This is a genomic window from Pueribacillus theae (genome assembly GCF_003097615.1).
Classification (GTDB): Bacteria; Bacillota; Bacilli; order Bacillales; family UBA6769; genus Pueribacillus; species Pueribacillus theae.
In genome coordinates this window covers 18863-38110 of the sequence record NZ_QCZG01000009.1, presented here as the reverse complement: position 1 = coordinate 38110, position 19248 = coordinate 18863, and the positions used below count along the sequence as shown (strand labels likewise).

Sequence of the window (19248 nt, the reverse complement as noted above, 5' to 3'; positions counted from 1 at the left end):
CTATACAGAAAAGCAGACAAGCTGCCCGTATCGACACCTGCTTTTCTTATTTATGTGCTATAATACATTCGATATGTTTTTATATAGATTAGGGGATTAGCGATGAACAGCAATGAACTTTTTATTGAAGCGGCTGAATTGAAAGATAGAATACGCCAGGCCATCTATCATCCTTATTTGCTAAAATATATTGAACCACCGAAAATTGACGAGGAAAAGTTACTGATTTTGTGTTCGATTTCGAATGAAAAAAATGACAACATTAAACAAGAAACCATTTTAAGTACAATGCTCGTTCAAATCGCTTTAGATATCCATGACAATGTCTTGCTTATTGATTTAACTTCGAACTCTCAAAAAGAGCGACAACTTACCGTTTTGGCGGGGGATTATTACAGTAGTTTGTATTATAAGCGTCTCTCGTTGATTAATGAACGACGGCTTATTCGTATGCTTGCAGATGGAATAAAAGAGGTAAATGAGCTCAAAACACTTTTCCTATATGGCGAAAATTTGGATACTAAACAGTTGCTCCATATTCAATGGAGAATTGAGGGTTGTATTTTAAACCAATTTTCATTAGCGGTAAGAAGACAAAAAATCTCTCCAATCATCAATGAGTTTTTTCTTTTAAAACGCTTAATGAAAGAGAAAGAATTAATCGATAACGGCCTTTTCTCGTTGTGGATCCATTTGTTTGGCCGGCAATTCACTTCTAATCGTTCGAATAAAAAAAATGTCGAATTACTTCCGCAAGAAATTTATAAAAAAGCAGTTCAAACTGTCGATTCTCTCATTATCAAAAGTTGTAAAAAAATAGAAGCCATGTTAAAAAATGACGAGGATGATATCGTTTCTTCAATTGTCAAAAGACAGTTATCTTTATTTAAGGCTAGTAACAGTTTATTCGAATAATTTACTTTCGGGAGAAGGAAAGGTTATGAACTCTTCAAAAGAACAACGTGTGCATCAGGTGTTTGAAAACATTTCAGATAAATATGATTATATGAACTCGGTCATTAGTTTTAATCGCCATATTTCGTGGCGCAAGGATACAATGAAACGAATGAACGTTAAAAAGGGTGCGACAGCATTAGATGTTTGCTGTGGAACGGCAGACTGGACAATCATGTTATCTGAATCTGTTGGTGAAAAAGGCACTGTACACGGACTAGACTTCAGCAAAAATATGCTTGAAATAGGTCAGGCGAAAGTTGATCAGTTGAAATATAATAATATTAAACTAACCCAAGGAAATGCAATGAATCTCCCCTACGAAGATGATTCATTTGATTATGTTACAATCGGCTTTGGCCTTCGCAACGTTCCAGATTATTTACAAGTTTTAAAAGAAATGAGGCGTGTCGTAAAGCCCGGTGGTACGGTTGTATGCCTTGAAACTTCACAGCCGACATTACCCGTATTCAGACAAGCCTACTACTTTTATTTTAAACATATTATGCCGCTTCTAGGTAAATGGCTGGCAAAAAGTTATCAAGAGTATTCATGGCTTCAAGAATCTGCAAAAGATTTTCCTAATAGCAATGAACTTAGCGATCTTTTTCGACAGGCCGGTCTTGAAAACATTCGGGTTAAAAAATATTCAGGTGGTGTCGCAGCGATGCATCTCGGATATAAACGAAAGTAATTAATCTAAGGTGGATATCATGAATTTAAAGACGATCTATGCTTCATTGCGAGCCGATTTATCATTGATAGAGAAAGAGATGGAGCTTTCACTCTGTACGGAGGAGCCTATTTTGTTCCAAACCTCGAAACAATTATTAAAAGCAGGAGGCAAGCGCCTTCGCCCGGTTTTCGTATTGCTCTCGGGGAAATTTGGAGACTATCATATTGATAAAATAAAAGAAGTGGCTGTCGCACTTGAATTAATACATACAGCATCCCTCGTCCATGATGATGTGATCGATGATGCGGATTTAAGAAGAGGAGAACCAACTGTAAAAGCGAAATGGAACAATCAAACAGCAATGTATACAGGCGACTATATTTTGGCAAAGGCATTGGAGCGAATTACCCTCATCGAGTCCCAAGAAGCTCACATTACGTTATCAGAAACAATTAAAGAAGTAACAATTGGAGAAATTGAACAAATTCGCGATCAATTTAATTGGGATCAAAATTTACGCAGTTATTTACGAAGAATAAAAAGGAAAACAGCCCTATTAATATCTGTTAGCTGCCGCCTTGGCGCTCTTGTTAGCGACGTGCCCAAACACCAACAGAAGCATCTTGAACGTTTTGGTTATTTTGCAGGGATGTCTTTCCAAATTACGGATGATATTCTTGATTTCGTTGGGACAAAAGCAAAGCTTGGAAAACCTTCCGGCGGTGACTTAAAACAAGGCAACGTCACTTTGCCTGCTTTGCTTGCGATGTCAGATCCTTATATTAAAGAAAAAATAACGGCAACGCTGAAAAATAAGAATACAAATGAGAAAGAACTAAATGAAGCATTGCATCTCATTAAATCTTCCGGCGCGATTGAATGCTCGGAAAACATGAGCAATGCCTATTTACATAAAGCACAGTTGGAGCTATCAAATCTTCCGGCTTGCAAAGCAAGGCAATCACTGGAGAAAATCGCTGAATACATCGGAAAGCGAAAATTTTGAGATTCGTTTGTTTTTGATAAAATAATTTGATAAAGTATATTTGTTTCAGTCGTTTTATTTATTTTTTTGGAAAAAGTGAGGAGATTTTGTGGAAAAAACGTTTCTAATGGTAAAACCTGATGGTGTTCAACGAAATTTAGTCGGTGAGATTGTATCCCGTTTTGAGAAAAAAGGATACAAATTAGTTGGAGCAAAGCTCATGGTGATTTCCCAAGAGCTGGCTGAACAGCATTACGATGAACATAAAGAGCGCCCTTTTTTTGGCGAGCTTGTTGACTTTATCACTTCCGGTCCTGTATTTGCGATGGTTTGGGAAGGAGACAATGTTATTGCTGCTGCGAGGAAAATGATGGGTGCAACAAATCCGCTCGAAGCAGATATAGGTACAATTCGCGGCGATTTCGGCATTCAAGTGGGAATGAATATTATTCACGGTTCTGATTCTCCTGAAAGCGCTGAAAGAGAAATTAACCTTTTCTTTAATGAAAATGAAATAAATGATTACGAAAAAACAATTTCGAAATGGATTTAACTTTTTAAAAGTTTAACGGCCAACCTTAACAAGGTTGGCTTCTTTACATAAAATTTTAGTGTGAGGCAAAAAAATGGGGGATTATCAACAATTTACGGCACAAATAAAAAAATTATTTAACATTGATCTTTTATTATATAAAGAAGGGCAAATGAAGAGAAGATTAACTTCGTTTCTAGAACAGAAAGGTTTCTCCTCGTTTAATGACTTTTACCGTGCAATGGAAAATAATACTTCGTTACAGGCGGAATTTCTTGATCGGATGACAATAAACGTTTCCGAATTTTTCAGGAACTACAAAAGATGGGACATACTCGAAACAAAAATCCTGCCGCGGCTACTTCAAAATCGTTCAAGCATGAAAATATGGAGTGCTGCCTGTTCAACAGGCGAAGAACCGTATACGCTTGCGATGGTTTTAACGAAATATTTACCGCTCAGTGCGATTTCAATTTTAGCTACGGACATAGATGCAGGAGCCATCGAAAAAGCAAAAAAGGGCCATTATTCGGAGCAGTCTTTAAGGGAAGTTCCCGAACAAATAAAAAAACAATATTTTGTTAAACAGCATTCAGGAAAATATATCGTAAAAGAAGAACTAAAAAAAGCAATCGTCTTCAAAAGGGAAAATCTTTTTACAAGCCAATACGAATCAAGCTTTGATTTAATCGTTTGCCGCAATGTGTTAATTTATTTTACAGAAGAAGCGAAACAACAGCTTTACCGTAAATTTAACAACGCTTTAAAAAAAGGCGGCGTTCTATTCGTCGGCAGTACAGAACAAATATTCCAGCCGCAAAACTATGGATTTGAGGTAGAAGATACATTTTTTTATCGCAAAGTCTAATCTTATTTATTTTTCTCCGTTTTTTAGGCAGCGATTATGGTATAATTTAGTACATAAAAGCACTAAAGACACAGATAAGGAAAAGGAAGTGTTCAACATGCGCTATTTAACAGCCGGGGAATCACACGGGCCACAGCTCACTGCAATTATAGAAGGAGTGCCGGCGGGAATGCCTTTAATTGCAGAGGATATTAATAAAGAGCTTGCACGAAGGCAAAAAGGCTATGGCCGCGGACGAAGAATGGTGATAGAGAAAGACCAAGTGCAAATTAAAAGCGGTGTTCGCCACGGATTCACAACTGGCGCCCCCTTGACATTAGTCATCGAAAATAACGATTGGAAGCATTGGACCAAAATTATGGGATCCGAACCAATTACCGAAGAAGAAGAAAAAGAAATGAAGCGAGTGATTACTAGACCCCGCCCGGGACATGCTGATCTGAACGGTGCGATAAAATACGGCCATCGTGATATGAGAAATATTTTGGAGCGGTCTTCTGCACGGGAAACAACGGCTCGTGTTGCCGTAGGGGCCGTAGCGAAAAAGATACTTTCCATGTTTAACATACAGGTGGGCGGCCACGTATTAGTCATTGGCGGCGTGGAAGCAAAAGCTGTTGATTATGAATCAGTGGAAGATTTGAAAGCCCGTTCAGAACAATCTCCTGTCCGCTGTTTGGATCCAGAAGCTGAAAAGAAAATGATCGAAGCGATTGATCAGGCGAAAAAGAACGGCGATTCTATAGGGGGAATTGTGGAAGTCGTCGTTGAAGGAGTTCCGATTGGCCTTGGGAGCCATGTCCATTATGACCGGAAACTTGATGGTAAAATTGCCCGTGCGATCATGAGCATCAACGCGTTTAAAGGCGTGGAAATTGGCATCGGGTTTGAGGCGGCATATCTTTTTGGAAGCCAGGTTCATGATGAAATTGTGTGGGACGAGGAAAATGGATTTAACCGCCGTACAAATCGTTTAGGCGGCTTTGAAGGCGGCATGACGAACGGGATGCCTATTGTCGTCAAAGGTGTGATGAAACCTATCCCAACACTCTATAAACCGCTTGAAAGTGTTGACATCGAAACGAAAGAACCGTTTACCGCAAGTATTGAACGTTCCGACAGTTGTGCCGTCCCGGCAGCCAGCGTAGTGGCGGAATCCGTCGTAGCTTGGGAAGTGGCGAATGAATTTCTTAATAAATTCGGAGAAGATCGCGTATCCGAAATTGGAGAAAATTACAAAAAATACATGGAGTATGCGAGAACATTCTAATGATGGAAAACATGCGAATCCGAACAGAATCAAAAGAGTATCCATTATATATCGGACGTGGAATTCGCCATCAGTTTCACAACTTGGTTGATTCGTTGCAAAAAAAGATTTCAAGCTTTCTCATTATTTCAGATGAATCTGTTGCTTCGCTATATTTAGACGACATTACGGCCACGATGGATAAGGATAACGTTTTTACACATACAATTCCGAGCGGCGAAGAAGCAAAATCAATGGAACACTTTTTCAATTGCCAAACAAAAGCGCTTGAAAGCGGGCTTGATCGCCATTCCTGCATTGTTGCATTGGGCGGGGGTGTCGTTGGAGATTTGGCCGGCTTCGTTGCGGCAACATACATGCGAGGAATTTCTTTTATCCAAGTGCCGACAACATTGCTTGCCCATGATAGCAGTGTTGGAGGGAAAGTTGCCATTAACCATCCGCTTGGGAAAAATATGATCGGCGCATTTTATCAGCCTGATGCAGTCATCTATGATGTTGAAACATTACATTCGCTAAATGATACAGAATGGCGGTCTGGATTTGCGGAAGTTATAAAACATGGGCTAATTTGGGACAAAAGCTTGTATCATGACATAAGCACATCCATTCATTCCTTAGCTGAACTTAAAAAAAGCGATTTAATTTCCATTTTAAAAAGGGCGATCGCGGTCAAAGCGGAAATCGTCGCGCAAGATGAAACCGAAAAAGGTGTACGGTCTTATCTAAATTTCGGCCACACGCTAGGCCATGCCATTGAAGCAGAATTGGGCTACGGGAAAATGAGCCACGGTGAAGCCGTTGCCATTGGCATGGTTTTTGCCATGAAATTAAGTGAACAATATTATGGAAATCAACTTCATGTGGATCAATTTACGAACTGGCTTGCGTCACTTGGATTTTCGACTCATATTCCTTCTGGCTTATCTGCTGAAAAATTGCTTGAAACAATGAAAAAAGATAAAAAAGCCCAATTCGGACAAATCCATATGGTTTTGTTAAAGCAAATAGGAGAAGTTGAAAGCGTTCCGATTGATGAAGAAACGCTATATGCATTTTTAAAAGAAGAAACGAAAGGGGGAAAGATGTAAATGGTAAGAGGAGTAAGAGGCGCGACGACAACCGAAGCGAATGATGAAAATGAAATCTTGGCAGCAACGGAAGAAGTCGTTGGCCAAATGATCAAAGAAAACAACATCTCGCCTGAGCAGGTTGCCCAAGTATTGATTACAGTGACTCCTGACTTAAATGCTGCATTTCCGGCAAGAGCGCTGCGTTCTTTTGATGGTTGGACTTTTGTTCCGGTCATGTGTGCAACAGAGATTGATGTGCCGAATGCGCTGCCAAAATGTATTCGCATCATGATGACGGTGAATACTGATAAACAACAGAAGGAAATCAATCATATTTACTTGAAGAATGCGAAACAGCTTCGCCCTGAATTTGCTCGTTGACATTTTTTAGAAGAACGTTTATGCTATGACTAGTTCCACAGATTTTCAAAGGAAATTTGTTTAGTTGAGATGAGAGAAGTTTGAGATGAGAGAGCAGAGTTGAGGAGAGCTGAGGGAATCATTGTGATACGCTATTTACAACCCTAAGGCCTTCTTTTGCCTTAGGGTTTTTTGGTTTCTTTACCATGTAAATTACCCCTTCTTTTCCTCATCCTCTCACATCGTAAATTTAATGTGAGGTGAGAAGAATGTCCACAGATTTTCAAAGTTTTTTGCATGCATCTAAGTCATACACTACCGTCCCTGTTTTTGAACGCTTTTTCCTTGATATGATTACACCGATTCAAATTTTCCAAAAACTCAAAGAAAACGCTTGTTTCCTGCTGGAAAGTAAAGATAGTGAATCGCCATGGTCCCGCTATTCTTTTATCGGCATTGATCCTTTTCTAATTCTGAAAGAAGAAGAGAATCGATTTGTTGCCAGGAAGAAAAATGGAGAAGTCTTCACTGAGCACGACAGTTTTCGTGAAGCGTTGAACAACACAATGAAGATGCTTAACCCTAAGCCGGTTGGCATTCAACTTCCATTTTCAGGAGGAGGAGTTGGCTACATAAGCCATGACGGGATTACGGAATTTGAAAAAAACATCGACCCCCATCCGGAAAACGATCTGAATATTACCCGATTTCATTTTGCGTTTTGTGAAATGATCCTTGCCTATGATCATGATCAAAAAGAATTAATTGTTGTATCCAACGTCTTTGTAGAGGAAAAAGATGATGAGACGAAACGCAAATTAAAATACGACCTTGCAAAAGAGAAAATAAAGCTGACGATGGACTGTTTGCTGGAAAGTGAAGCCGCTCCATTCCCATTGTTTCAAATGCCTGAAGAAACAAGTGAAGTTAGCTTCGAACATGTGAGGACAAATTTTGAAAAGCAAGATTTTCTAAATGCGGTTGAGAAAGTAAAAGCATATATCGCGAAAGGAGAAATTTCTCAAGCAGTTATTTCCCAAAGGTTCGATCTAGACTTGACTGTCTCTGGTTTAGATATTTACCGTGTCCTGCGTGTCATTAATCCATCCCCTTACTTATTTTATATGAAAATCGACGATTTTGAAATTGTAGGGAGCTCACCGGAAAAGCTCGTTCAAATTAACGGAAAGCATATCGAAATTCATCCAATTGCAGGAACGAGGCATCGTGGAAAAACCGAAGAAGAAGATAAACAATTGGCACAGGAACTTTTGAACGATAAAAAAGAACGCGCAGAACATATCATGCTGGTCGATACGGCGAAAGAAGACATTGGCCGCGTGGCAGAAGAAGGGTCGGTTCAAGTGCCGGACCTCATGTATATCGGCCGATTCTCCCATGTTATGCACATCATTTCAAAAGTAACTGGGAAGCTTGCCGATGATGCCCAGCCTGTCGATGCTTTAATTTCGGCTTTTCCGGCGGGAACGCTTTCCGGTTCACCAAAAAAACGCGCGGTCGAAATTATCCATGAAATTGAACCATTAGCAAGAAACCTTTATGGCGGAGCGATTGGATATATTGGTTTCGATGGCAACATTGATTCCTGTATAACGATTAGAAGTGTTTTTATAAAAGATCAAAAAGCTTATGTCCAGGCAGGTGCAGGCATTGTTGCTGACTCTGTTCCCGAAAGGGAATGGGAAGAAACTAGAAATAAAGCGAAGGCACTTATTAAAGCAATTGAAATCGCGGAGAATCTATTTCATAAAAAGGAGGCTGCCGCTAACCATGTTTAAGGAATATTTACAGCAAGCAATTAACGGAAAAACATTTAATGAAAATGAAGCCAAATTAGTAATGGATGAAATCATGGCGGGGAGAGCAACATCAAGCCAAATTGCCAGCCTGTTGACAATTATGAAGCTTCGTGAAACGACAATTGACGAGCTTACAGGTTTTGTCCGGTCGATGAGGAATCATGCGACCTCCGTCGTTCATGATGAAAAGCTGCTTCTTGATACGTGCGGAACAGGCGGAGATGGAGCATCAACGTTCAACATTTCAACAACAGTTTCCTTTATCCTTGCGGCAAATGGAGTGCCGGTTGCTAAACACGGGAATCGATCCGTTTCTTCAAAAAGCGGAAGCGCAGATGTCCTTGAAAAACTTGGAGTCCCTATCCAATCAACACCGGAAGAGGCTGCACGAAAGTTAAAGGAAAATCGAATGAGCTTTCTGTTTGCGCCACTCTATCATTCTTCAATGAAGCATGCGGTAGTTCCAAGGCGAGAAATTGGATTTCGCACCGTATTTAATATTTTAGGGCCAATGACGAATCCTGCGAAAAGCAGCCATCAATTATTGGGAGTTTATGACAGACAGCTTGCAGACAGAATGGTACAATCATTAAAACGGTTAGGGACGAAGCGTGCGCTTCTTGTTACAGGGCGCGATGGGCTTGATGAATGTTCCATTTCTTCCGAAACAGACATCATTGAACTAAAAAATGGAGAAATTTCCCATTTTACAATAAGCCCTGAACAAGTCGGCTTAAAGAGAGCTTCGAATGAAGACATTACGGTCGCATCTGTAGAAGAAAGTGCAAAATTAGTTGATGGTGTGTTAAAAGGAGATGCACCGGAAGCGGCAATAAATATTGTTCTCTTGAATGCTGGTGCTGCGTTGTATACAGTGGGGAGAGCCGGAACGATTGCAGAAGGCGTGCACGAAGCGCGAAAAATTATTGGAAGCGGAGCTGCTTATCGCAAACTTGAAGAAATGAAGTCACAGGAGGTTCAGCTTCATGCTTGATAGAATATTAGCTTCAAAAAAAGAAGAGGTAGCGAACATGGTCGTCCCGCCTAAAGAAGAGACTGTAAAACGGAGTTCATTTGTCGATGCTCTGAAAAATCCAAACCGCTCGCTTGCTTTAATTGCAGAAATTAAACGAGCCTCTCCTTCAAAAGGGATAATTAATGATAACATCGATCCTGTTGAAGTGGCTTTGTCTTATGAAAAGGCGGGTGCAGACGCTATATCCGTCCTTACGGATACCCCTTTTTTCAAAGGGACAATCGAAGATTTAATAAAAGTAAAACAATCGGTAAGCATTCCGATTCTTCGCAAAGACTTTATTATTGATAAACGTCAAATCGATGAAAGTGCGGCAATTGGTGCAGATGCTATTTTGTTAATTGTAAAAGCTTTAGGGCCCGAAAAAACGTATCACTTTTATCAATATGCGGCCGAATGCGGCCTCGATTGCCTCGTTGAAGTACACGAAGAAGCTGAGCTTAAACAATTAGTAGACGTCTTTGTTCCTAAGGTGATCGGCGTGAATAATCGAAATTTAAGCACCTTCCACACATCATTGGATATGACAGACAGTATAGCTAAACTTGTTCCGAAAGACACGGTCTTTATCAGTGAAAGCGGCATCCATTCAAGTGAAGACATCGAGAGGGTTAAACGGCAAGGGGCGAAAGGCGTTTTGGTTGGGGAAGCGTTAATGAAAGCAGAAACCCCTGAAATCGGCATCAGGCAACTTTTTGAGAAAGAGCGTATAGCTGCAAATGAAAGTTAAGTTATGCGGGAATCATTCATTAGAAGATTTGATTGCCTCTTCAAGCAGCAACGCGGCATACATTGGGTTTGTCTTTGCCCGGTCAAAGAGGCAAGTAGAGCCGAAGGAAGTCAAATCATGGCTCCAGCAAGTAACATTAAAGCCCAACCAGCAAAAAGCCGGAGTGTTTGTGAATGCACAGCTTGACGAGATCAGAGAAGCGGTAGACAGCGCTTCTCTTGATGTCGTTCAGCTCCACGGAACGGAATCACCAGAAGAAGCCGCGCAGATAAAGCGACTTTTTCCTGTAGACGTTTGGAAAGTGATTCACCATCATGAACATGCGCTTGAGCTTCTCGATCAATATAAAGACATCGTAGACGGATTTTTAATTGATAAGAAGTCGGCAAAAGCATGGGGAGGGACAGGGGAATCATTCGACTGGACCTTCGTACCGAAATATCTTTCAAAGGCCCACGCTTATGGCAAACCTTGCTTCATTGCTGGCGGGGTTAATGCGGAAAATGTATTAAGTTTATTGAAATATAAACCTGATGGAATCGATCTTGCGAGCGGTGTTGAAACAAACTTTCGAAAAGATAAACATAAAATTACCCAATTACAGGAGTGTGTAGAAACCTATGAGCGTTACATTGCCAAATGAAAAAGGGAGATTTGGACAATTCGGGGGTAAATTTGTTCCTGAAACGTTAATGCAAGCATTGGAAGAGCTTGAATCTTCTTTAAAGGATGCCATACAAGATGAATTATTTAAAAGCCAATTGGAAGAAGAGCTGCATCAATATGCCGGCAGGACAACACCTTTAACCTATGCTGAGAACTGTACGAGTGAATTGGGCGGGGCAAAAATCTATTTAAAACGGGAAGATTTAAACCACACAGGCGCACATAAAATTAATAACGCAATCGGGCAAGCCCTTCTGGCGAAACGAATGGGAAAACATAAAATTGTCGCGGAAACGGGCGCCGGCCAGCACGGAGTGGCATCCGCCACTGTCGCGGCGCGCTTTGGGTTGGAATGCAAAGTGTTTATGGGCGAAGAGGATATGAGGAGACAGGCGTTAAATGTTTTTCGCATGCAATTGTTAGGAGCGGAGGTTGTTCCGGTTGCTTCAGGAAGTAAAACATTAAAAGATGCAACAAATGAAGCGATTCGATATTGGGTCTCAAACGTTGAAGATACGTTTTATTTAATCGGTTCTGTCGTTGGCCCACACCCTTATCCAATGATGGTGAGGGAGTTTCAAAGGATAATTGGGGACGAAACGAAAAAACAGTTTTTGGAAGTGGATGGAAAACTGCCTGATCTCATCGTTGCTTGTGTCGGAGGAGGGAGCAATGCGATTGGCATGTTTTTTCCTTTTATTGAGGACGATGTTTCTTTGGTCGGTGTCGAAGCTGCAGGCAAAGGAATTGCAACAGGAATGCATGCGGCGACAATTGCGAAAGGCAGGCTCGGTGTCATTCATGGATCAATGACTTACTTGCTTCAAAATGAAGCCGGACAAATTCAAGAACCGTATTCGATTTCGGCTGGATTGGACTATCCGGGTATCGGGCCTGAACATGCGTATTTGGCTGAGACCGGCCGGGTTCATTATACGAGCGCAACAGATGAAGAAGCTCTAAATGCGCTGAAATTTTTGTCTCAAACGGAAGGAATTATACCTGCGATTGAAAGTGCCCATGCATTAGCAGAAGCATTTAAACGAGCAAAAGAAATGGACAAAAACGAAAGTATTGTCGTTTGTTTGTCAGGGCGCGGCGATAAGGATGTTCATACGTTAATGGAGAAAATGGGGGGAAAATCATGATGAATAAGAGGTTCAGTGAGCATGTGGAAAATAAAAAGAATTTATTTATACCATTTATCGTGGCGGGTGACCCAGATAATGAAACGACAATTGAACTCGCTTTGAAATTGGAGTCAGCCGGTGCCGATGCAATAGAGCTTGGCATCCCGTATTCTGATCCATTGGCAGATGGCCCCGTTATCCAAGCAGCATCAGCCCGGGCTCTAAAAAAAGGCATGACACTCGAAAAAGCGATTACACTTGTATCCAGCATGCGAAAAAAAGGGTTAAAAATCCCTGTTGTTATATTTACTTATTATAATCTTTTGCTACAATTAGGTTTAGAACGCTTTTTTGCGTTAATGAGCGAAAATGACGTCGATGGGTTACTCGTTCCTGACTTGCCATTTGAAGAAAGTGAAGAATTGAGAAAGAAGTGCAAGGCTGAAAATATCACATACATTTCACTCGTAGCCCCAACAACTTCAGAAGTGAGATTAAAGGAAATTGTGAGTGAAGCCCAAGGGTTTCTATATTGTGTGTCATCACTAGGAGTGACAGGAACGAGAAGTGAATTTCATCCATCTGTGTACACCTTTTTAACCAATGTAAGAAAGTATGCAAAGATTCCTGTAGCCGTCGGTTTCGGTGTTTCCCAGCCAGAGCAAATTGAACAGTTGAAAGATCATTGCGACGGCGTTATTGTTGGGAGTGCAATTGTAAAACAAATTGGTGAGCGGGAAAATAAACTGCTTAAAGAGGAAACGAGAATGGAAGCACTGGAAGAGGTGTTCCAATACGTTTGTTCGCTTACGGAACCTAATCGACGCTTAGTTAATGACCGGCGCTGATCAATGAATTTTAGCGGGGGCGATTTTGCCCTTGAGGAAAACCCGCTTCTCGGAAAAGTAAATCGTAACCGCGGGAGTATCAGCTAATCGTAAAAAAGAGGAAGTGGAGCCATGCAAATTAAACAGCAATTAATCCCTTTAAAACCTTATGAACCGGGCAAGCCGATTGAAGAAGTACAAAGGGAACTCGGGTTAGAAAAAGTCGTCAAATTAGCTTCAAATGAAAATCCCTTTGGCTGTTCAGAGAAAGTGAAACAGGCAATTCAGGAACAGCTGAATGCATTGCATATTTATCCAGATGGGTATGCGTTCCAAATTCGGGAAAAAGTTGCGCAACATCTTAACGTAGACAAAGATCAACTTATTTTTGGGAACGGCACTGACGAAGTGATTCTTATTTTGTGCCGGGCCATGCTATCTAGTGATACAAACACCGTAATGGCGACCCCTTCATTTTCTCAATACAAACATAACGCTTTAATTGAAGGTGCGGAAATTCGTGAAGTGCCACTGATGAATGGAGAGCATGATTTAGATGGCATGCTTACACAAATTGATGAAAATACAAGAATCGTTTGGGTATGTAATCCGAACAATCCTTCTGGAAACTATATTGATAAAGAAAGGTTCCTCTCGTTTTTGCAAAATGTGCCAAAGCATGTCCTTGTTGTAAGTGATGAGGCGTATTTTGAATATGTTGTTGCAGAAGATTACCCTGATACGATTTCACTTTTGAATGAATATCGTAATTTGATGGTGCTTCGAACTTTTTCAAAAGCGTATGGTTTAGCTGCATTAAGAATTGGCTATGGTGTTGGCAATCCGAATCTCATTAAGTCTTTAGATCCTGCCAGGCCGCCATTTAACACATCGACACTTGCGCAGGCTGCCGCCCTTGCTGCTCTTGATGATCAAGAATACATTCAAGACTGCAGAAAGAAAAACCGAGAGGGATTGGAGCAGTTTTATGCATTTTGCAGTAAGTACAAGTTAGACTATTATCCGACACAGGCTAACTTTATTTTGATCGATTTTAAACGAAAAGGTAACGAAGTATTTCAATATTTACTTAAAAATGGTTATATTGTACGTTCTGGCGAAGCGCTCGGTTTTCCAACTTCCGCTAGAATTACAGTCGGAAACCAAGAAGAAAATCAAGGCATTATTGATTGTTTGTCACAATGGCTGGAAAATGAAGAGAGAGATTAATTAAGGAGTTTATTTATGGATGGGAAACGGGTTTTAATTATTGGATTAGGGCTGATTGGAGGATCCATTGCCTTAGCAATTAAAAAAAAGCATAAGGCGGTAATTGTTGGATTTGATGTGGATGAGACACAGGCAAAATTGGCTAAGTCGTTGGATATTATTGATGACATAACTGACTCGTTGGAAGAAGGTGTAAAAGGCGCTTCTCTCATTATTATCGCCACACCTGTACAGCAAACAGAGAAAATCATTGATCAGCTTGCTATGTTGTCTTTAGAAGAAAATGTCATCATTACAGATGTAGGGAGCACAAAGAAATCAATCGTTGATAAATCATCTGTTTTAAAAAATAAAAACGCCATTTTTATCGGTGGGCATCCAATGGCCGGTTCTCATAAATCCGGCGTTATCGCCTCTAAAGCCCATCTATTTGAAAATGCTTTTTACATTCTGACACCAGATACAAATTGCCAAAAAAGATTCGTCAACGGCCTAAAAAATTGGCTTGAAGGAACGAATGCAACATTTATCGAAATGAGCCCCTCCCAGCATGACAAGCTTGTCGGAGTAATTAGCCATTTCCCGCATATTATTGCTGCATCCCTCGTTCACCAACTAGCGCATGTGGAGGAAGAGGAACAAAATATTTCAAGGTTTGCCGCAGGAGGTTTCCGGGATATTACGAGAATTGCATCTTCAAGCCCGATTATGTGGCGTGATATTTTGTTACATAATAGAGATGTTTTGCTCTCACTATTGGAAAAATGGGAATTAGAAATGACCTCTGTAAAGAAAATGCTTAAAAAAGCCGACGAAAACGAGATCTATGACTATTTTTCCTCGGCAAAACAATTTCGCGATAAACTTCCCGAACGATCAAAAGGCGCAATTCCTTCTTTTTACGATTTATTTGTTGACGTGGAAGACTACCCAGGTGTCATTGCCCATGTGACCGGAATACTTGGGGGAAGGGATATCAGTATTACGAACATCAGAATCATTGAAACGAGAGAGGACATTCTAGGCGTTCTTCGATTAAGCTTCCGCAGCGAAGCAGAACGGCAAAAAGCAAAGACTCTTTTAAGTGAATATCGCTATGAAACATACATTCTTGACTAAACAGATGATGAAGAGGAGGGGGCCAATGGGAAAACGATTATCGCCTGCCAATCAGCCTTTACAAGGGGAACTAAAGGTTCCTGGAGATAAGTCGATTTCACACCGCTCGATTATGTTAGGTGCAGTCGCCAATGGTACAACAACAATCAAAGGATTTCTACCCGGAGAAGATTGTATCAATACGATAAAATGCTTCAAGAAGTTAGGTGTTCCTATCGAAATTGAGAAAGAAGATGTGATCGTTGTCGGTAACGGATTTGAAGGGCTCCAAGAACCGAATGATGTATTATATGTTGGCAATTCAGGAACATTAAATCGCCTTCTTCTAGGATTGCTTGCAGGAAGGCCGTTTCATTCCGTCTTATATGGGGATGAATCGATCGCCTCCCGGCCAATGGATCGTGTCGCAAAACCGCTTCGCCAAATGGGAGCGGTCATTGACGGCCGGAAAAATGGTTCTTACCCTCCAATTTCCGTTCGAGGTGGAAACTTAAAAGGAATTGAATATGAATCGCCTGTCGCAAGCGCCCAAGTAAAATCAGCAATCTTATTAGCGGGCTTGCAGGCAAATGGCGTGACAACCATTACAGAACCGGCATTGTCAAGGGATCATACAGAACGAATGCTCACGGCTTTTGGCGTTGAATTAAAAAGAGAGAACACAACAGTATCTTTAGAAGGGAATCAGCGGCTGCATGGAACGAATATCCAAGTACCGGCTGACATTTCATCCGCTGCGTTTTTTATCGTTACAGCATTAATTACAAAGGACAGTGAACTAACCTTAACAGACGTTGGAATGAATCCGACTCGATCCGGCATTGTTGATGCTCTTTTAGCCATGGGAGCAAATATTACGATGTTAAATGAGCGGCAAATCAACGGGGAACCAGTTGCTGATTTACATATAAAATCATCTCCGTTGAAAAATATCGAAATAAATGGCGAATTGATCCCGCGTTTAATTGATGAGATTCCAATATTAGCTCTGGCTGCAACACAGGCTGAAGGAAAGATGGTCATAAGCGATGCTGAAGAGCTTAAAGTGAAGGAAACGAATCGGATTGATGCAGTAGTCAATCAATTGCGCCTTTTGGGAGCTAACATTGAGGCGACTGAAGATGGAATGATTATTGAAGGAAGAACAAATTTACATGGCGGAACTGTTGATAGTTTGGGCGATCACCGCATTGGCATGATGCTTGCGATTGCGAGCCTTGTTGCTTCCGGGGAAGTTGTCTTACAAAACGAAGGCTGTATTTCCATATCCTATCCAGACTTTTTTCCAGATTTAGCAAATCTAAAAAATAATTAGAAATTTGCCATACTGTAGAAAAATAAACCCTTATTTTTCTACAGTATAAAAAATAAAAGAAATATAAAAAATCGTCTTGCTTTTTTGTGAATATTAAGTATAATAAAGATTGTAATGGTTTCTCTCCACTCCTATCCATATTTATTTGTTTTGGCCTTGACATGAAAGCGCTATCAACTTTCTGTCAAGGTTTTTTTATTTAAGAAAATAAATTGGTATTCGGATTATCGTGTGGAAATTCAACTAGCTCCCATCAACGGTCTAGTTAATGAGCAATCGAGAAGAAATTTTTACTGACGTTACGTGATAAACTTAAAAAACAAAGGAGGGAGTAAACTATATGCAAAAACACGTGTTATTCATTCAAGGTGCAGGCCAGGGAGCATACGAGGAAGATGGAAAATTAGCAGAATATCTGCAAGATGTGCTTGGTTCCGAATATGATGTACGGTATCCTAGGATGCCTAATGAGGAAAAACCTGAGTATGAAACATGGAAAGCTCAGATTGGAGAAGACCTCAGCACACTAAATGGTGAAGTATTTCTTGTTGGACACTCCGTGGGAGGTTCAGTTTTGTTGAAATACCTTTCTGAAGAGGAGATGACAAATACCATTACTGGCGTGTTCCTAATCGCACCACCATATGACGAGTCTGTGTTGCAAGAAGACTCATCCTCAAAGCTTCACAAGGTGCCAAGTATTTTCTTTTACCATAGCCGCGACGATGAAATCGTACCTTTTTCCCATCTTACATATTATGCGGAAAAACTCCCGAAGGCGACTATTCGGAAGTTAGATGGGCGCGGGCACCAGTTTGACAATGATTTGTCTGAAATTGTTGAGGATATCAAAGGATTGTGATTCATGGTCTTGCAGTGTTAAACAATCGGGTACTTTTGTTGAATAAAAGGCGAAATATTGCACATTACGATGATTTTGCGTATGCCACACGATAATCCGATTACCCATTATGTTATATGAATATCAGGAGGAAAGTGGAAAACGATTATCGAGGAGTGTTTTCCAATGCAGAGGAATTATTGGATGATAGCTTTCGGAATTGTTTGGACGATTTTTTTTTCAGGTATGAGCTTTTATTGGGCAATGGGTGGCCTACTTGGAGTTCGATCTCTGGGAGGGTCTATTTATGAGATGTCCCTAAACCCTTCTTCCTCGTTCGTCTTGATTGTTTGGCTTACTGGTTTTATTAAATTACTGGGGTTAATATTATTGTTAATGCTTCTTGTTCAATGGAAGAAGCCTATAATAACCAAAATTCTTTTTTCCGTCGCGAAAATTGCAGGGGTCTTATTGTTCTTATATGGATTTCTTAATTTTGTCACAATCACATTAAGTACGTTTCATATTTTAGATTTTGATTTAGATTCATATGCAACGTTTTGGAGATTAATTTTCTGGGAACCTTTTTGGATGATCGGTGGAGTTTTTTACTTTTTTTCCATCAAAAGCAAAAAATCTATGTTCAACTATTGAGGGACTTTCTTTAATGGGTATTCGGATTATCGTGTGGAATACGCAAAATCTACGTAGGGCGCAATAACCAACATTTACGCAAACATTTTTTAAGATAGCAATTGAAAAGAAATCAAAGCGTTATTCGCAAATAAAACACGTTATAAAAGTACTATGTGAAGAGTAATAAAATATGGAGGGATAAAAGAAAATGCCATCAAATAAAAAAACTGGCGAAAAGGAGAAATTGTCTGGTCCCGAACAGGTAGCAAAATTTATGAACAACCTTGAACACCCCTTTAAAGAGGAAATAGCAGAAGTTCGAAAAATCATTTTAGGAATAAACAGCAGAATCACTGAAAAAATCAAATGGAATGCACCGAGTTTCTGTGTTGATGATGATGATAGGATAACCTTTAATCTCCATGGAAAAGGTTTTTTTCGACTGGTCTTTCACTGTGGAACTAAGGTCAAAGATACTGCAAAAAAGGAACCTCTGTTTGTAGATAATACCGGATTATTGGAGTGGGCTACTGGAGATAGAGCTATAGTGAAATTTACTGATATGAGTGATGTGAAATCTAAGGAAAATGACCTTAGAAAGGTTGTAAATAAATGGATTGATGCGACAATGTGAAAATTTGATCTATACAAAAGGTCCTTAACGTCATTTTGTATAGATAGCAATAATAATTAAAAAAATCCGTTTTGAAAAAAGCTTGATCAAAACGGATTCATCCTTTGTGCTGTACAACTTTTTATAAAAAGTGTGATCACTTTTTACTTGACAGATAAATAATCCTAGTATTGCGGGTATTATAATGGATTTGCCAGATTCCCCTGCGAAAAGAACACTCCACAAAATTTTCCCTGAAGCAATCAGAATGATGACTGGCAAACCAATCCATAAAAAAATCAGCCCTTCATTATGATTTCCCTCAACGTTTATCTATAAATCTCTAGCTCCCTAAATTCCTATGCAACAATCTTGCCCGATTGTGGAACTGTCATATCCAGTTCGTCAACTTAATTGTATCAAACTTTTTTAAAAAATTAAAAACATGATATCAACTGACTGCTAAGCATAGAATAAATATACGTTTTTAGATGCAAGTTGATTATGCCGAAAAACGTGTAATTGTTGCTCAAATAAATAGACTTCATTATAATAAGGACACCATTA

General features: G+C 40.1%; 20 protein-coding genes. All 20 read left to right on the top strand.

The window, feature by feature from the left end:
* Positions 1-102: 102 nt before the first annotated feature.
* The 20 genes from DCC39_RS06125 (at position 103) to DCC39_RS06030 (ending at position 18702) form a co-directional block, all read left to right on the top strand.
* Complete coding sequence (locus DCC39_RS06125; RefSeq protein WP_116554010.1) at positions 103-915, top strand: heptaprenyl diphosphate synthase component 1; 813 nt, start codon at positions 103-105, stop codon at positions 913-915.
* Between the two features lie 25 nt (positions 916-940).
* On the top strand, positions 941-1648 hold the full coding sequence (locus DCC39_RS06120; RefSeq protein WP_116554009.1) for a demethylmenaquinone methyltransferase: 708 nt from the start codon (positions 941-943) through the stop codon (positions 1646-1648).
* Positions 1649-1667: 19 nt separating this feature from the next.
* On the top strand, positions 1668-2636 hold the full coding sequence (hepT, locus tag DCC39_RS06115; RefSeq protein WP_116554008.1) for a heptaprenyl diphosphate synthase component II: 969 nt from the start codon (positions 1668-1670) through the stop codon (positions 2634-2636).
* An 88-nt stretch (positions 2637-2724) separates the two neighbouring features.
* Positions 2725-3168, top strand: a complete 444-nt coding sequence (gene ndk, locus DCC39_RS06110; RefSeq protein WP_116554007.1) for a nucleoside-diphosphate kinase — start codon at positions 2725-2727, stop codon at positions 3166-3168.
* Between the two features lie 73 nt (positions 3169-3241).
* Positions 3242-4015, top strand: coding sequence for a CheR family methyltransferase (locus DCC39_RS06105; protein WP_116554006.1), 774 nt, complete (start codon positions 3242-3244; stop codon positions 4013-4015).
* Positions 4016-4112: 97 nt separating this feature from the next.
* Positions 4113-5285, top strand: a complete 1173-nt coding sequence (aroC, locus tag DCC39_RS06100) for a chorismate synthase (RefSeq protein WP_116554005.1) — start codon at positions 4113-4115, stop codon at positions 5283-5285.
* A 2-nt stretch (positions 5286-5287) separates the two neighbouring features.
* Positions 5288-6376 carry a 3-dehydroquinate synthase gene (gene aroB / locus DCC39_RS06095; protein ID WP_116554070.1) on the top strand — a complete coding sequence of 363 codons (1089 nt, stop codon included), beginning with the start codon at positions 5288-5290 and terminating at the stop codon, positions 6374-6376.
* Positions 6377-6739 (top strand): chorismate mutase, encoded by a 363-nt coding sequence (gene aroH, locus DCC39_RS06090; protein ID WP_116554004.1) that lies wholly within the window; start codon positions 6377-6379, stop codon positions 6737-6739.
* A 248-nt stretch (positions 6740-6987) separates the two neighbouring features.
* Positions 6988-8517, top strand: a complete 1530-nt coding sequence (trpE, locus tag DCC39_RS06085) for an anthranilate synthase component I (protein ID WP_116554003.1) — start codon at positions 6988-6990, stop codon at positions 8515-8517.
* On the top strand, positions 8510-9532 hold the full coding sequence (gene trpD / locus DCC39_RS06080) for an anthranilate phosphoribosyltransferase (protein ID WP_116554002.1): 1023 nt from the start codon (positions 8510-8512) through the stop codon (positions 9530-9532). The genes trpE and trpD overlap by 8 nt, the downstream gene beginning before the upstream one ends.
* Entirely contained in the window at positions 9525-10304 is a 780-nt protein-coding gene (gene trpC / locus DCC39_RS06075) for an indole-3-glycerol phosphate synthase TrpC (RefSeq protein ID WP_116554001.1), read from the top strand. Before trpD ends, trpC begins: the two co-directional genes overlap by 8 nt.
* Positions 10294-10947 (top strand): phosphoribosylanthranilate isomerase, encoded by a 654-nt coding sequence (locus DCC39_RS06070; protein WP_116554000.1) that lies wholly within the window; start codon positions 10294-10296, stop codon positions 10945-10947. The genes trpC and DCC39_RS06070 overlap by 11 nt, the downstream gene beginning before the upstream one ends.
* Positions 10925-12118, top strand: a complete 1194-nt coding sequence (gene trpB, locus DCC39_RS06065) for a tryptophan synthase subunit beta (RefSeq protein WP_116553999.1) — start codon at positions 10925-10927, stop codon at positions 12116-12118. The genes DCC39_RS06070 and trpB overlap by 23 nt, the downstream gene beginning before the upstream one ends.
* Positions 12118-12948 (top strand): tryptophan synthase subunit alpha, encoded by an 831-nt coding sequence (gene trpA / locus DCC39_RS06060; RefSeq protein ID WP_116554069.1) that lies wholly within the window; start codon positions 12118-12120, stop codon positions 12946-12948. Before trpB ends, trpA begins: the two co-directional genes overlap by 1 nt.
* 111 nt (positions 12949-13059) lie before the next feature.
* Positions 13060-14157 carry a histidinol-phosphate transaminase gene (gene hisC / locus DCC39_RS06055; RefSeq protein WP_116553998.1) on the top strand — a complete coding sequence of 366 codons (1098 nt, stop codon included), beginning with the start codon at positions 13060-13062 and terminating at the stop codon, positions 14155-14157.
* Between the two features lie 15 nt (positions 14158-14172).
* Positions 14173-15276, top strand: a complete 1104-nt coding sequence (locus DCC39_RS06050; RefSeq protein WP_116553997.1) for a prephenate dehydrogenase — start codon at positions 14173-14175, stop codon at positions 15274-15276.
* A gap of 25 nt (positions 15277-15301) precedes the next feature.
* Positions 15302-16591, top strand: coding sequence for a 3-phosphoshikimate 1-carboxyvinyltransferase (aroA, locus tag DCC39_RS06045; protein ID WP_116553996.1), 1290 nt, complete (start codon positions 15302-15304; stop codon positions 16589-16591).
* Positions 16592-16931: 340 nt separating this feature from the next.
* Entirely contained in the window at positions 16932-17453 is a 522-nt protein-coding gene (locus DCC39_RS06040; protein ID WP_116553995.1) for an RBBP9/YdeN family alpha/beta hydrolase, read from the top strand.
* A gap of 165 nt (positions 17454-17618) precedes the next feature.
* On the top strand, positions 17619-18086 hold the full coding sequence (locus DCC39_RS06035) for a DUF3995 domain-containing protein (RefSeq protein ID WP_116553994.1): 468 nt from the start codon (positions 17619-17621) through the stop codon (positions 18084-18086).
* A gap of 190 nt (positions 18087-18276) precedes the next feature.
* The gene (locus DCC39_RS06030; protein ID WP_116553993.1) at positions 18277-18702 is read left to right on the top strand and encodes a DUF1801 domain-containing protein; all 426 of its coding nucleotides are present in this window, start codon (positions 18277-18279) and stop codon (positions 18700-18702) included.
* Positions 18703-19248 lie beyond the last annotated feature (546 nt).